The sequence below is a fragment of the Acinetobacter sp. LT1 genome, assembly GCF_059800965.1.
The window spans coordinates 1-15133 of record NZ_JBBAXE010000009.1; the positions used below are offsets into that span (position 1 = coordinate 1).

Sequence of the window (15133 nt, forward strand, 5' to 3'; positions counted from 1 at the left end):
AGATGAGTTTTACTATGACCAGCTACCACAACAAAATAAGGTAGCTTAACTAGAGCAGAGTATCACTTATAAATAAGCTTTTAGTTGTTCAAACATGTGGGACCACCTCTATAAAACAACTATATAAACACAGAAATATATCCAATTTTTCTAAAAACCTAAGTTTTTAACTAGACTAAAAAACTGCTTTCTTGAAGGATTTTCCGTTTAACTAAAGTAAAAAAATTAAAATCTAATTGAAGTCGCACTTGATAAACTTGATACAGCACTCATTAATAATAAAGCATGTTTGTTTTTATCGAGTTAAAATCAAATGTACTCTAGTATTGCAGACTCTTGTTGATCCGATAGCATTGTTAATTTTTAGAAATTAGACAGAACTATCAAAGCTAAGAGGAACGCTTAAACCTTATTTGTAACTTAGGTAGGGTTGGGGCAAATAAACTGCAATGAATTTTCTTTTTGAGATAGATAAAGTTTTACATGAATTTACTTCTTATTGTAGTTCTGGGCGCGATTGTTGAAATTGCCGTATGGATTGGCGTAGCACAGTTCATCAGTGGATGGTATGTGTTCTTTTGGTTCATTCTTGCTTTCTTTATTGGTTTGGGGCTTATTCGCAGAAGTACTGCTGGTATTATGCCTCAATTACAGCAAATGCAGATGACTGGCCAACTCGGTAATGACCCAACAGTAACTAAAAAACTTGCTTATGCTTTTGCAGGTTTCTTATTAATGTTGCCAGGCCTTGTTTCTGATGTGTTAGCGGTTTTAATTTTGATCCCTGGTGTTCAAACTGCTTTCCGTAATATAGCCATGAGAACTCTTGCAAAACGCCAACAAGCTATGATGGATAAAATGATGGGTGGTATGGGCGGTAATATGGGTGGGCAAAATCCATTTGCTGATCTAATGCGCCAAATGCAAGATATGCAGAATCAACAAGGTGGTGGTAGCCAAGGTCAATACCGTGATTCAAGCATTATTGACGGAGAAGCGCGAGAAGTCACTCCAGATCACAAGAAAATTGAACATAAAAATAAGGATTAATAAATACCTTATCTAAAGGCCTAAACCTCTAAAGTTTAGGCCTTTTTTATTTTAAGAAGATATAAATTATTTAATTAGATGTTCAGCCACAACAGAATCTGTTTGAGCCACTTCAGTTGGGCTTTCTTGTGGTTTTGTTTGAGGTTGGTATTTGTTTGAAGCTAAGGCTGTTTGCTTATTCTCAGATTGTTGATAACCTCGGCTTCGGTTGGCTCGTTCGCGAAAGCCACCTTTATTAATGAGCTTTGTATGTGACATGCATTTGCCTAAAATGTGAGATTATTTGCTTATTTTAACAAATTTGGCAAAATATCAAAATAAGAAAAATAGTCCTATAAAAATAATATTTAACTTATATATATGTTTTAATTAATATTTTTTTAATTGACTCAATTGTTCATCCAGATTGAATTATCTATTCATTTCACATAGGATAAATATAAAGGATGTATAAATTAAAAAATGCAGCAAACCTATTAAAACAACAACGGTTGAAATGAGGGAAGGAGGGTTACCTATGCTATATCAATACCATTGTGCGTGTTGCGACAAAGTTGTGGCATCGACTGATAAATCATGTCCATATTGTGGTTCACAACATATTCGAAGCCCGTATGGCTTATGGATGTTTTGTGTGATGGCTTGTCTAGCTGTTGTCGTTGTATTTAAAGTTGTCCATATTTATATCCAGAACCATCAAGATACTCCAACGCAGTCAACTTTACTGGATGTATTAAATCAGGATGATAAAACGACAAGACAATAGATTTTGATTACAGCTACAAATGATATGGCGTCAAGGATGATTGCTAGAAGACTAAACCCTACATACCATAAAATTTGAACTATAAATAAAAAAGCCCGCTCAATGGCGGGCTTTTTTACGATTTTATTTTATTAGAGGCCAGCAGCATCTTTAAGGGCATCAACTTTATCAGTTTTTTCCCAAGTAAATGCAGAGTCAGAACCTTCGCGACCAAAATGACCATAAGCCGCAGTTTGTTTGTACATTGGTTGAAGAAGATCCAACATACGAGTAATACCAAACGGTCTTAAATCGAAATGATCACGCACAAGTTGAATAATCAACTCATCAGAAACTTTTGCTGTACCAAAGGTATTAATTGAAATCGAAGTAGGTTCTGCTACACCAATTGCATAACTCACTTGAATTTCACATTTGTCAGCAAGACCAGCAGCTACAATATTTTTTGCAACATAACGACCAGCATAAGCAGCAGAACGGTCAACTTTAGATGGATCTTTACCAGAGAAAGCACCACCGCCGTGACGAGCCATACCACCGTATGTATCAACAATAATTTTACGACCTGTTAAACCACAGTCACCTACAGGGCCACCAATAACGAACATACCTGTTGGGTTAATGTGGAACTTAGTAGCTGCATGGAACATTTCAGCAGGAATGATCGGTTTAATAATTTCTTCAATAACTGCTTCTTTAAGCTGGCTTTGAGAAATTTCAGGATCGTGCTGAGTAGATAAAACAACAGCATCTAGACGTACAGGCTTGCCATTTTCATAGGCAAAAGTAACTTGGCTTTTTGCATCTGGGCGTAACCATGGAAGGGCACCTGAACGACGAAGTTCAGCTTGACGCTCCATTAAGCGGTGAGCATAAGAAATCGGCGCAGGCATAAGCACGTCTGTTTCACGGCTTGCATAACCGAACATTAGGCCTTGGTCACCAGCACCTTGATCTTCTGGTTTTTGACGGTCTACACCTTGAGCAATTTCAGGTGATTGTTTACCAATCATATTGATTACAGCACACGTTGATCCATCAAAGCCAAGATCAGAGTGGTGGTAACCAATACCGTTAACAGTATTACGAACAACAGCTTCAACATCAATATTAGCAGTCGTTGTTACTTCACCTGCAAGTACAACAGCGCCTGTTTTTACCAGTGTTTCACAAGCAACACGTGCGTATGGGTCTTCTTTTAAGATTGCATCCAAAATAGCGTCGCTAATTTGGTCGGCCATTTTATCGGGATGACCTTCGCTTACAGATTCCGAGGTAAAAACAGCGTACTCGCGCATGAAAGTCCTATCTTGGTTATTTCAAAAGACATAATATGTTACATCGACTTGAGCTTGAGGACCAGTTCATACTGACTAAAAAGCATGAATTTATTTCATTTATAGTGTGTTTTAATTGATAAGTGTATTAGCAAAATTGATATAGAAAGCTTTAATTTAAAGTATTTATATTTTAACAACTTGTTGCTAGTGTGTTTTTTAAACATATAACTTAATAAAAATCTTAAATAGCAGAATTTGAATTTTAAAGTAAAGAAACATGATCAACGCATACAGGATTGGCTAAATATTTTATCTATATATCAAAAGCTAACCAGTTAAATACTCTTACATTTAGTTGTTGTGCAGAAAAATGAACACTGTTTTGTATAACTTAAAGATTCAAATGTTTTTTGTGTAACCAAGAAACGGTTAAAAATAAAGAAATATACCGTGTTGGGGTTTACCCTAAGCCTTTTTTTTAAGACAATATAGCTGCATTGAATGGTTATTCATCTTCTTCTTTTCATCAATCTATTAAAATTGGATTCTGATCTATGACGACCCCTTTAAACGAACGTCGTATTGCAAATGCAATTCGTGTATTGGCAATGGATGCTGTGCAACAAGCAAACTCAGGGCATCCAGGTGCTCCAATGGGGATGGCAGATATTGCTGACGTCGTCTGGCGTGAGTTTTTAAATCACAACCCAACAAATCCACAATGGGCAAACCGTGACCGTTTCGTTTTATCAAATGGCCATGGCTCAATGTTGCAATACGCTTTGCTTCATTTAACAGGTTATGATCTTTCAATTGAAGATTTAAAACAGTTCCGTCAATTGCATTCTAGAACTCCTGGTCATCCTGAATATGGCTATGCACCGGGTGTAGAGACGACAACTGGTCCTTTAGGTCAAGGTATTGCTAATGCTGTTGGTTTTGCTTTAGCAGAAAAAACATTGGCTGCTCAATTTAATAAAGATGATTTAAAAGTTGTTGACCATTTCACTTACTGTTTCTTAGGTGATGGCTGTTTAATGGAAGGTATTTCTCACGAAGTATGTTCTTTAGCTGGCACATTACAACTTGGTAAATTGATTGCTTATTATGATGATAATGGCATTTCAATTGATGGTGAAGTAGAAGGCTGGTTCAGCGACGATACAGAAGAGCGTTTCAAAGCCTATGGTTGGCAAGTTCTTCGTGTAGATGGTCATGATACTGATGCGATTCGTCAAGCGACAATCGAAGCAAAAGCTGAAACTCAAAAACCAACAATCATTATGTGTAAAACGATTATTGGTTTAGGTTCACCAAATAAGCAGGGTAAAGAAGACTGTCATGGTGCGCCATTAGGTAAAGATGAGATTACTTTAACTCGTGAAGCATTAGGTTGGAACGAAGAAGCATTTGTTATTCCTGCTGACGTATATGCTGCATGGGATGCAAAAGCAAAAGGTAGTGAATCTGAAGCGGCTTGGAATGCGGTATTTGCACAATATCAAGCAAAATATCCAACTGAAGCGGCTGAGTTACTTCGTCGTATCAGTGGTGACTTACCAGCAGAATTTGCAGCGCAAGCAGATGCTTTCATTCGTGAAACAAATGCGAAAGGCGAGACAATCGCAACACGTAAAGCAAGCCAAAATACATTACAAGCATTTGGTCCTTTATTACCTGAATTGTTAGGTGGTTCTGCTGACTTAGCAGGTTCTAACTTAACACTTTGGAAAGGTTGCCAAGGTGTTCAAGAAAACCCAGCTGGTAACTATGTCTACTATGGCGTACGTGAATTCGGTATGACTGCAATCGCTAATGGTGTTGCATTACATGGCGGTTTCGTTCCTTACGTTGCAACATTCTTAATGTTTATGGAATATGCACGTAATGCGGTACGTATGTCTGCATTAATGAAACAACGTGTAATTCATGTTTATACACATGACTCAATCGGTCTGGGTGAAGATGGTCCAACTCACCAACCAATTGAACAAATTGCTTCATTACGTGGTACACCTAACTTAAATACATGGCGTCCTGCAGATACTGTAGAAACTGCAATTGCTTGGAAGTCTGCTCTAGAACGCAAAGATGGTCCTACAGCACTTATTTTCTCTCGTCAAAACTTACCATTCCAAACACGTTCTGAAGAGCAAATTCAAAACGCTGCAAAAGGTGGTTATGTACTTGCTCAAGAAAAAGGCGAATTAAAAGCGATTATTATTGCAACAGGTTCTGAAATTTCTTTAGCAATGGAAGCTTATGCACAACTTGAAGGTGTGCGTGTAGTTTCTATGCCATGTGCAGAAGAGTTTATGAAGCAAGATGCGGCATACCGTGAAGCAGTATTACCAGCTCATATCCGTGCGCGTGTTGCTGTTGAAGCAGCTCATGTTGACTACTGGTGGAAGTTTGTTGGTCTTGATGGCAAAGTAATTGGTATGACAACTTATGGTGAGTCTGCACCAGCAAAAGATTTGTTCCAATTCTTTGGTATTACGACTGAAGCTGTTGTTGCAGCTGTAAAAGAATTAACTGCTTAAATATTAAAGTAGTGTAAAAAAGCGCTCTAGATAGAGCGCTTTTTTATTTGAGAAGTTAAATAGTGAGTTCTGTTTGGATATTAATCTGAGAAGTTAATAACTTATGAATAGGGCAATTCTCTGCAACTTTTAGTAATCGCTTATGCTGGTCTTCAGTAAATTCACCTTTGAGTGTAATTTTTCGTTCAATATTATTTTGGCCTTTTTCAGGTTCGCCATTGGGGTTTAATGCTAAATCCACTTGAACATGATCAAGCTTAATACCTTTAAGATTCGCATACATTTCTAATGTAATTGTAGTGCAAGCCCCTAAAGCGGCTAATAAAAGCTGAACCGGGTTCGGAGCTGTATCTTGTCCACCTTTATCAGTTGGTTCATCTGCAAACCATTGATGACCTGAAGGATCGGTAAGAGTTACTCGATATGGGGTAGAAGTACTTTGTGCTTGGGCTGTATTAACCATGTTTTACCTTGTTATTCATCAATAAAATCGTAATAAAAATTAATAAATCTGAAGCTTCGAATAGAAGAATATCTAAACTTTATAATATTGTTTTTGAATAACAACTGTAACGCTTTTATTGTTGCATGGATGAAACATATCGTTTTATAAAGAATAGTGAATTAAATTACTTGATGTATACACTAACGACTATATCAATAAAGGATACGAAAAATGCATCTTAAAACATTAAGCTTCGGTTTGGCAGTAGCATTGGCTAGTTCAGTTACTTTAGCTGCACCAGTAGACTACAAAATTGACCCAACACATACAGCTACTGTTTTCTCGTGGAATCACTTTGGTTTCTCTACTCCAAGCGCCAATTTCTCGGATATCCAAGGTGTAATTAAAGTTGATAATGCTAAACCAGCAAACTCATCTGTAAATGTGACTATTCCTTTAAGCAGTGTAAATACAAACGTACCTGCTTTAGATAAAGAGTTCCAAGAAGAAGCTTGGTTTAATGCTGCTAAATATCCAAATATTACGTTTAAAAGTACTAAAGTTGAAACCAAAGACAAAAAGCACTTTAAAATTACTGGTGATTTAACCGTCAAAGGCGTAACTAAGCCAGTTGTACTTGACGCTGTTTTAAACAAGCAGGGCGAGCATCCAATGGCTAAAGTTCCAGCGATTGGTTTTAATGCTACAACTTCATTCAAGCGTTCTGACTTTGGTTTAGGAAGTTATGTACCGAACGTTGGTGATAAGATCACTGTAAACATTACGACAGAAGCAACTGCCGCTAATGCAGCTAAAAAATAAGTTATAAGTTTTCTAAAAAGCCCTCAAATATGAGGGCTTTTTATTTAGACTGGCTCTTTTTTATCTGGATCTATAAATACTAAAGGCGCTGAAGGATCGATATTTCTTTTCTGCGATTTTTCTCTTAAAAACTGGTAAGTAGGAACTTTTCTTTTTGCCTGATCGCGCAGTTTCTTTTTAATATAAAGAACCAGAGCAAAACACGTAGTTGCAACGGTGAGCATCATACCATTCATATAGCTCATAATTGAGCTTACATAGCCAATAGTTGTTAAACGATGCATCATACGTTCAACTTGAGTGCTACTTTCAATGCCGGTAATTGCCCAACTACATAGATGTTCACAGTTATTAATAATCAAATGATAGTGGTTTTCATGCATACGTGAACGCATTCGGCGAACGACAATCTTTCCTTTATAACGAGGTTTGTCATAAGAACGGACGTGTATTTTTTTGCCATGTGAGAAAGCATCTATTGAAGTGATTTCAATCGGGCGTTTTTTGATGAAATGAGCTAAGCCGGAATAATGGATAACTCGACCTCTCCCTGCATATATACCATGATGGCTATAGCCGAGATGCTTTACGATGAGGTGAGCCCCTAAAGGGTAGCGTTTATTCGGTTGTTGCATGCTTACGCTGATCCAATAAAGTGTAAATGGCTTTTATTGAAAAGCTGCTAAACATTATAACCAATATCAGCAATTTGCAGTGTATTGATTACGTCGAATGAAGGAATTTGATGCATATTCAAGCTATTCATATTTCTTGTATATAATTTAAGAACTTAATATGAAGGGAAAATGTCATGTCAGGTGATGTTAAATGAAATGGGTCGTCGGGTGCTTAGCTTTATATGGGCTTTTGCTTCAGTCTGCATATGCTATAGCATATCAGCAGGTTAAAACGGTGGAAGGTGAGCAATACGATGTGGTCTCGATCAGCGATTTTAAAGCATTACGTTTGTTTTTAAAGAATCCTAATAAGCAGCAATACTATAAAAGCTTTAACACTATTCAGGAACAATTAAAGCAGTGCGAGCAGCTTAGCTTTGCAATGAATGCGGGGATGTTTCATTTAGGATTTTCTCCAGTAGGGTTGTATGTTGAACGAGCTAAGGTAATTCAGCCCTTAAATGAGCATAAAGGATTGGGAAATTTCTTTTTACAGCCGAATGGGGTAGTAGCTTGGAATAAAAAACAGGCCTTTGTTTTAACTACTCAACAATATAGCCGAAAAAATTTGAAAGTTGATTATGCAACACAATCTGGCCCAATGTTAGTTATTGATGGAAAGATAAATTCTCTTTTTTTATCAGACTCTCAATCAAAGAAAATTCGTAATGGAGTTGGTATTCGAGATAATAAACTTTACTTTGTAATATCGAAAAATAGGGTGAATTTCTATAATTTTGCTGAGTTTTTTCAAAGGAACCTTAAAGTAGAGCAGGCTTTATATCTCGATGGTTCTATTTCTAGTTTATATATGCAGAAGAACAATCGGAACGATCAGCAATTTCAAATGGGACCAATAGTCGGTTGGGTAGACGAGTCCAATTGTGCAGTAAAGTGAAATATAAAAAAGCCAGTACGAGACTGGCTTTTTAATTAATGAATAGACGGTTTTTGAGTGAGTTCATTTAACTCTTTTCGGCTATAACCACGGGAAATAAGAACTTTTTTAATTCCCTTAATGACATCTTCATCTGTTGCTTGTGCAAGTGCACTTAGAAGTTGTTCATTAGTTTTACATGAGCAGTCATTTTCAACACAAGCAGTTTGGTTTTTATGCTCGTTATGCTGTTGATCTGCCAAGAACAGCTTTTGCCAAAAACTCATAGAGCCTTCATACACAACCTAACATAGCTCGAAATATAGCCAATTTAAAATAAAATACAAGACTCCATAAGTGATAAATCCACCAATTGAACTCGAGAATTTTCGATGGGAATGCTTGAGTTAAACGAAATTATGACACACAGATGACTTGATATTTTTTGAAAATTTAAATACTTAACTAATAAAATGTTAAAAAATAAGGAGGTATGTAACCTCCTTATTTAAAACTTTACAATGAAAGATTTTGTTTAAATCTTCTCAAGTAAAACACCAGACTCGACATGATGCGTATAAGGGAACTGATCAAATAAGGCGAATTTAGTCACTCGATGAGTTTGACTGAGAGTTTTTAGATTTTCATATAACGTGTCAGGGTTACATGAAATGTAGATAATACGTTCAAAACCTTGTAAAAGTTTTAAAGTCTCATCATCAATTCCTGCACGTGGTGGATCTACAAATACGGTGTCAAAGTCATAGCTCTGAATATCAATATTCGCTTCTTGTAGACGGCGGAATTCGCGCTCACCTTGATAAGCTTGAGTAAATTCTTCAGCCGATAGACGTGCTACTTGAATATTATCGATTTGGTTTTGTTCAATGTTCCATTGAGCTGCATAAACAGATGATTTTGCAAGCTCAGTAGCCAATACTCGTTCGAACTTTAAAGAGAGTGGAAGCGTAAAATTACCATTACCGCAATAGAGTTCTAACAAGTGTTTCTTTGATCCTTCAGCTGCATCACATGCCCATTGAAGCATTTTTTTGCAAACTTGTGCATTAGGCTGGGTAAAGCTACTTTCGATTTGCTTGTATTTAAATGAACGATTTAAAAGTTCGAATTCTTCAACGACGAAATCATCGCCAATAACAATTTTCTGGCCACGACTACGGCCCATAATCTTAATATCTAATTTATCGGCAAGCGCTTTAGCGGCTTGTTCCCATTCTTGATCCAGTTTACGGTGATAAATTAGGGTAACCAACATTTCTCCGCTAAGTGTTGCGAGGAAGTCAGCTTCAAATAAACGGTTAGAGAGCTTAGGCTCAGCTTTGAGTTCTTCCAAAAGTTTTGGCATTAAATCATTGATGCTTTGATCTGCAATTGGAAACTCATCAATGCGTACAATGGTTTTTTGCTTGTCGTCATCGTTACGCTCAAACATGGCATAGAACATATCATTTTCTGTATGCCAGATACGAAATTCAGCACGCATACGGAAATGTTGTTCAGGTGATTCAAACACTTCTAATGTAGGTGGTGTAAATTCAGAAAATTGAGTAGTAATGCGTTCAATTTTAGCTTGAAGTTGTTGACGATAAGAAGAGGTCATAGACAAAGAAAATTTAGACAGAATCAAATAGTGAATGGTATCAAAAAAATTGAACTTACAGGAGCCAATTTTAACCAGATATGCATAAGAGAAAAGAGGTACCTAAACTAGAAATGATTTAAAACGCGATTAATAAAATCTGATTTTATTGTTCTATATTGATCGGGGTCTAAATGGCTACACTGTAATTTTAATTCATTATATTCATTAACCAACGTGGGTGAGTTTATAAGCTTATTTTTAAAGGCTAAGAAAAATGTGAATACTGAATCCGTGACTACAATTTGAAATGCTACATCATCATTGTTGAGTGATTCGAGCATACAAAGCTCATCTGTCCTTAATGTATTTTGTTTTTCGATAAAATTAAGTGTTTTTAATTGTTCTATTGCGAATTTGAATTGCTCAGGTATAACTTCAATATAAATATCTAAATCACCTTTTGAAATTGCATTCGGTATTGCAGATGAACCAATATGCTCAATTTTGGCAAATGGTAGAAGTGTGGAAATGTCTTTTTGATATGAATTAAAAAGTTGAGTGCATCTTTGTTGATATTGTTCTGGTTCTAAAAAGATCATTTTAGAATCTCAATTTCATAAAATTTATACAGTTAAGAATAGATTACTTTATTAAATAAAAAAGCCCAAATACTGAGATTTGGGCTTTCTTTGAAAATTATCGATTAATCAGTCATTGTCATTAAGCTTGCGTTACCACCAGCTGCAGCTGTATTCACACTAATTGCACGTTCAATCACTAAACGCTCAAGTGGAATAGCCTCATTTGGTTCAACATGGGTAATACCGACAATTGCACCAGAACGAGTAGCAATCTCTTGCTGTAATGAGAAGATCTCTTCACGATTACCATGATGTAAAACTGCATCAAAATCATCTGATGCGATATTTTTAACTGTAGTAATTGCAGCAAGTACATCTTTTGGCAAAGTTTGTTTGTATTTTGCCAATAACGGACTATTTGGCATTACTGCTGCTTGGCTACCCACTGCAAAAATTGCGAGCAATTGATGCAATTGATTTTGTTCTGTATCAGCGATTGAAAGAACACGATGACGTGGCAAAATAATATATTGGTTACTTTCCCCAGTAGGACCTTGTAACTCATAGAATTTACCAACACCAAATGGTTCGATATCACGATTTGCTTGTGGTAAATGTTGTTTCGCCCAATTTTGTAAGCTCTGATAAACCTCTCGGTTAAAGCCTTCAAAAGCAGTTTGCTCATTCTTCATAGCAAATGGTGTTGCCAATACTTTGTTTGAACACTGCTGCATCAAGCGATACATGTAAAGCGGACCACCAGCTTTCGGGCCTGTACCAGATAAACCTTCACCACCGAAAGGTTGTACACCAACGACAGCACCAACAATATTACGGTTGATATAAAGGTTACCAACTTCAGCATGTTGAATGACTGTTTGGATGGTTTCATCAATACGTGTATGCAGACCCATTGTTAAACCATAACCTTTGGCATTAATACGTGAGATCAACTGCTCAAGCTCGCCATACTTATAGGTAATGATGTGGAGAACTGGACCAAAAACTTCGCGCTGCAAATCATCCAGGTTAGGGAGTTCAATTGCTGTTGGTACAACAAAGGTTCCTTTATCTAGTTCATTCTGGCTTGTTGCTCCAAACATCAACTGATGTACTGGATAGCCTTTCGACTTCATTTTTTGGATGTGTTGATCAATCGTCTGTTTCGCTTCGTCATCAATAACAGGACCAATGTCAGTTTTTAAAATCGCAGGGTTACCTACGATCAACTGTTGCATTGCGCCTTTAAGCATTTTAATAACGGTTGCAGCACTGTCTTCTTGTACACATAAAATACGTAAAGCAGAGCAACGTTGACCCGCGCTATCAAAAGCAGAACTTACAACATCGAGTACGACTTGTTCAGTTAATGCTGATGAGTCCACAATCATTGCATTTTGACCGCCAGTCTCTGCAATGAGAGGAATCGATTGACCATTTTCAGATAAACGTTTCGCAACGGTTTTCTGTAAAATTTTTGCAACTTCAGTCGAACCAGTAAACATGATGCCATCAATACGGCTATCTTGGCTAAGCTGAGCACCGACTGTCTCACCGCGGCCAGGAAGTAACTGTACAGCACCATGTGGAATACCAGCTTCCCATAAAATCTGAACTGCTTGAGCTGCGATTAATGGGGTTTGTTCAGCAGGTTTAGCAATAACGCAGTTACCACTGACTAATGCTGCAGCAATTTGACCAGAGAAAATTGCAAGAGGGAAGTTCCACGGGCTAATACAAAGTACAGTACCTAAAGGTTGAATAGCTGTATTTGCAGGAAGATTCTCAACTTGAGTTGCGTAATAACGTAGGAAATCTACAGCTTCACGAACTTCTGCAATCGCATTGGCATAAGTTTTTCCGCTTTCACGGCAAAGCAAAACCATCAATTCTTGAATGCGACTTTCCATTAGGTCGGCTGCACGTTTTAAGTGTTGAGCACGTTGTTCTTTAGGCGTATTTGACCATTCTGATTGAGCTTGTTCAGCTGCATTAAGCGCAATTTCGACATGCTTAAGATCAGCTTCTTGTACATAACCAACAATTTCATCATTTTGTGCTGGGTTTGTAATTGCAACAGAATGACCTTGCTCTAACGACTCGTTATTTGCCAATAATGGATGACTTTGCCAAATGCGATTACGTAATTCTTGAGCTGTGCTATCTAAAGCTGCAAGTGGGGTGTCATTTGCTAAGTCATAACCTTTAGAGTTTTTACGAAGTGTTCCGTACATATCTAAAGGTAGAGGAATTGATGGATGTTTTAAACCAACTGAACCTTCAAGCTTTGCTGCATGACGAATATCATAAATTGGAGACTGGATAAGATCTTCAACTTTAAGTGTTTTATCGGCAATACGGTTAACGAATGAAGTATTCGCGCCATTTTCGAGTAAACGACGAACTAAATAAGCTAACAACGTTTCATGGTTACCAACAGGAGCATAAATACGGCATGGTACGCCTAATTTATTTTGCTCGCGTGGACCAACAACTTGTTCATAAAGAGGTTCACCCATGCCATGTAAGCATTGGAATTCATATTGTCCAGCATAATATTTGCTTGGATCCGCTAAATGATAGATCGTTGCCAATGTTTGAGCATTATGAGTGGCAAATTGCGGATAGATGAACTCTGGCGCTGCAAGTAATTTTTTAGCACAAGCGATATAAGATAAATCGGTATGTACTTTACGAGTGAAGACTGGGTAGTCATCCATACCTTCGATTTGCGCTTTCTTAATTTCGCTATCCCAATATGCACCTTTCACAAGACGAATCATGAGACGCTTTTGGCTGCGTTTAGCAAGGTCAATAATATAATCAACCACGAAGAAACAGCGTTTTTGGTAAGCTTGAATAACGAAGCCAATACCTTTCCAGTTTGCAAGTTCTGGCTCGAAGCAAAGACGCTCAAGTAACTCAAGAGAAATTTCTAAACGTTCTGATTCTTCAGCATCGATATTTAAGCCAATATTGTACTTTTTAGCCAAACGAGCGAGTTCAAATACTTTGCCGTAAAGTTCTTGATGAACACGTTCAATTTGCGCGCGTTGATAACGAGGGTGTAAAGCAGAAAGCTTAATTGAAATACCCGGGCCATCATAAACACCTTTACCATTAGACGCTTTGCCAATTGCATGAATGGCTTGTGTGTAATCGTTAAAGTAGCGTTCAGCATCATGTTCGGTTAAGGCTGCTTCACCTAACATATCGTAAGAATAGCGGAAGCCTTTGTCTTCGAGTACTTCCGCATGATCTACAGCTTCTTCAATGGTTTCACCAGTCACAAACTGTTCACCCATCATACGCATTGCAACGTCAACAGCTTTACGAATGATGCCACGTCCACTGCGTGCTAAAAGGCCAGTAAGTACACTTGAAAGACTGGTTTGCTTAGGAGTTTCCATGAGCTTACCAGTTAACATGAGGCCCCATGCCGCAGCATTTACAAACATTAAGCTGCTTTGGCCAACGTGTTCTTTCCAGTTACCTTGATTGATCTTATCTCGAATAAGCAAATCACGTGTTGCTGAGTCTGGAATACGAAGCAAAGCTTCGGCTAGACACATGAGCGCCACGCCTTCTTGTGAAGAAAGAGAGAATTCTTGTAATAACCCTTGAACAATACCTGCTTTGCCCGAAGAGGTCTTACGTTCACGTAAATTATTGGCAAGATTAAAAGCAAGGTCATAAATTTTATGATCTAAATCATCAGATACCGCGGCAGCTTGTAATAGCTCTTCTACAGCTTCTGGTTCAGCACGTCGCCAAGCTGTATTAATGCGTTGTTCAAACTCACTTTTATCGTTAAATTCGGTGATATAGCCTTGGTGAGATTTATCCATTTGATGAAAAGTATCCATTGTGTTCATATCAGTTTCCGCCAAGCAACTCTCATACTCCCTTCTTGAGTAGAGAGGTTTAGATAATTTATCATTACAGAAGAAACACCGAATAACTCACTATATTTAGCCCATTTTTTAGAGGAAAATTCAGATGAATGGCCCAATATTAAGCCTTGACCGTACTGATTTAAAAATTTTGGATATTCTTCAAACAGATGGGCGAATTTCTAATAGTAAATTAGCCGAACTTGTTAACTTGTCGCCAACTGCTGTTATGGCTCGAGTGCAAAAGTTGACAAAGGATGATTTTATTTTGGGATATGAAGCAAAATTGAATCCAATCAAGTTAAACGCAAATTTTTTGGTGTTCGTAGAGGTGCTATTAGATAAAACAACACCCAATGTTTTAGATGAGTTTATTGATGCTGTGGTTCACTATCCTGAAATTGTTGAATGCCATATGGTGAGTGGTGGGTTTGATTTTTTAATTAAATTACGAAGTGGCAGCATGGAAGAGTTTAGACGAATTGCAGGGCAGGTACTGTGGCAATTACCAGGGGTAAAAGAGACTCGTAGTTATCCTGTCATGCAAGTTGTAAAAGATACTTCAAAAATTAAAATCAAAACTAAAAATAAATAAA

The 15133-nt window shown here is 37.4% G+C and carries 14 protein-coding genes; 6 read left to right on the forward strand and 8 right to left on the reverse strand.

What is annotated here, in order from left to right; all coding sequences use genetic code 11:
- Nucleotides 1-483 precede the first annotated feature (483 nt).
- A complete protein-coding gene (locus WBW42_RS10380; protein WP_002121432.1) occupies nt 484-1050 on the forward strand; it encodes an FxsA family protein in 567 nt (188 codons plus the stop codon).
- Nucleotides 1051-1116: 66 nt separating this feature from the next.
- Here WBW42_RS10380 and WBW42_RS10385 read toward each other — a convergent pair whose 3' ends face one another.
- Entirely contained in the window at nt 1117-1308 is a 192-nt protein-coding gene (locus WBW42_RS10385; RefSeq protein WP_017482292.1) for a hypothetical protein, read from the reverse strand.
- Nucleotides 1309-1567: 259 nt separating this feature from the next.
- On the opposite strand from WBW42_RS10385, the gene WBW42_RS10390 reads away from it, so the two are divergent.
- Entirely contained in the window at nt 1568-1816 is a 249-nt protein-coding gene (locus WBW42_RS10390; RefSeq protein WP_002121448.1) for a hypothetical protein, read from the forward strand.
- A 131-nt stretch (nt 1817-1947) separates the two neighbouring features.
- Here the strand turns inward: WBW42_RS10390 and metK are convergent, their stop codons facing one another.
- On the reverse strand, nt 1948-3114 hold the full coding sequence (gene metK / locus WBW42_RS10395) for a methionine adenosyltransferase (RefSeq protein WP_005069601.1): 1167 nt from the start codon (nt 3112-3114) through the stop codon (nt 1948-1950).
- 536 nt (nt 3115-3650) lie between these two features.
- On the opposite strand from metK, the gene tkt reads away from it, so the two are divergent.
- Nucleotides 3651-5639: a transketolase gene (gene tkt / locus WBW42_RS10400; RefSeq protein ID WP_005069597.1), complete on the forward strand. Its 1989-nt coding sequence runs from the start codon at nt 3651-3653 to the stop codon at nt 5637-5639.
- Between the two features lie 55 nt (nt 5640-5694).
- On the opposite strand, the gene WBW42_RS10405 is transcribed toward tkt, so the two are convergent.
- Nucleotides 5695-6102 (reverse strand): OsmC family protein, encoded by a 408-nt coding sequence (locus WBW42_RS10405; RefSeq protein ID WP_032057041.1) that lies wholly within the window; start codon nt 6100-6102, stop codon nt 5695-5697.
- A 213-nt stretch (nt 6103-6315) separates the two neighbouring features.
- On the opposite strand from WBW42_RS10405, the gene WBW42_RS10410 reads away from it, so the two are divergent.
- Nucleotides 6316-6906: a YceI family protein gene (locus WBW42_RS10410; protein WP_002121395.1), complete on the forward strand. Its 591-nt coding sequence runs from the start codon at nt 6316-6318 to the stop codon at nt 6904-6906.
- A gap of 44 nt (nt 6907-6950) precedes the next feature.
- Here the strand turns inward: WBW42_RS10410 and WBW42_RS10415 are convergent, their stop codons facing one another.
- Complete coding sequence (locus tag WBW42_RS10415; protein ID WP_014206573.1) at nt 6951-7541, reverse strand: lecithin retinol acyltransferase family protein; 591 nt, start codon at nt 7539-7541, stop codon at nt 6951-6953.
- A 193-nt stretch (nt 7542-7734) separates the two neighbouring features.
- Between WBW42_RS10415 and WBW42_RS10420 the strand changes: the two genes are divergently transcribed.
- Nucleotides 7735-8481, forward strand: a complete 747-nt coding sequence (locus WBW42_RS10420) for a phosphodiester glycosidase family protein (protein WP_032057040.1) — start codon at nt 7735-7737, stop codon at nt 8479-8481.
- Between the two features lie 35 nt (nt 8482-8516).
- Here the strand turns inward: WBW42_RS10420 and WBW42_RS10425 are convergent, their stop codons facing one another.
- The 4 genes from WBW42_RS10425 to putA all read right to left on the reverse strand — a co-directional run bounded on the left by WBW42_RS10425 (nt 8517) and on the right by putA (nt 14519).
- On the reverse strand, nt 8517-8747 hold the full coding sequence (locus WBW42_RS10425) for a hypothetical protein (protein ID WP_000011679.1): 231 nt from the start codon (nt 8745-8747) through the stop codon (nt 8517-8519).
- Nucleotides 8748-8995: 248 nt separating this feature from the next.
- Nucleotides 8996-10081 carry a tRNA (uridine(54)-C5)-methyltransferase TrmA gene (gene trmA, locus WBW42_RS10430; protein WP_032057038.1) on the reverse strand — a complete coding sequence of 362 codons (1086 nt, stop codon included), beginning with the start codon at nt 10079-10081 and terminating at the stop codon, nt 8996-8998.
- A 107-nt stretch (nt 10082-10188) separates the two neighbouring features.
- Nucleotides 10189-10662 carry a GrpB family protein gene (locus tag WBW42_RS10435; protein ID WP_032057037.1) on the reverse strand — a complete coding sequence of 158 codons (474 nt, stop codon included), beginning with the start codon at nt 10660-10662 and terminating at the stop codon, nt 10189-10191.
- A 104-nt stretch (nt 10663-10766) separates the two neighbouring features.
- Nucleotides 10767-14519 (reverse strand): trifunctional transcriptional regulator/proline dehydrogenase/L-glutamate gamma-semialdehyde dehydrogenase, encoded by a 3753-nt coding sequence (gene putA, locus WBW42_RS10440; RefSeq protein WP_032057035.1) that lies wholly within the window; start codon nt 14517-14519, stop codon nt 10767-10769.
- A 124-nt stretch (nt 14520-14643) separates the two neighbouring features.
- Between putA and WBW42_RS10445 the strand changes: the two genes are divergently transcribed.
- Nucleotides 14644-15132: an Lrp/AsnC ligand binding domain-containing protein gene (locus WBW42_RS10445; protein ID WP_017386809.1), complete on the forward strand. Its 489-nt coding sequence runs from the start codon at nt 14644-14646 to the stop codon at nt 15130-15132.
- The last annotated feature ends 1 nt before the right edge of the window (nt 15133 follow it).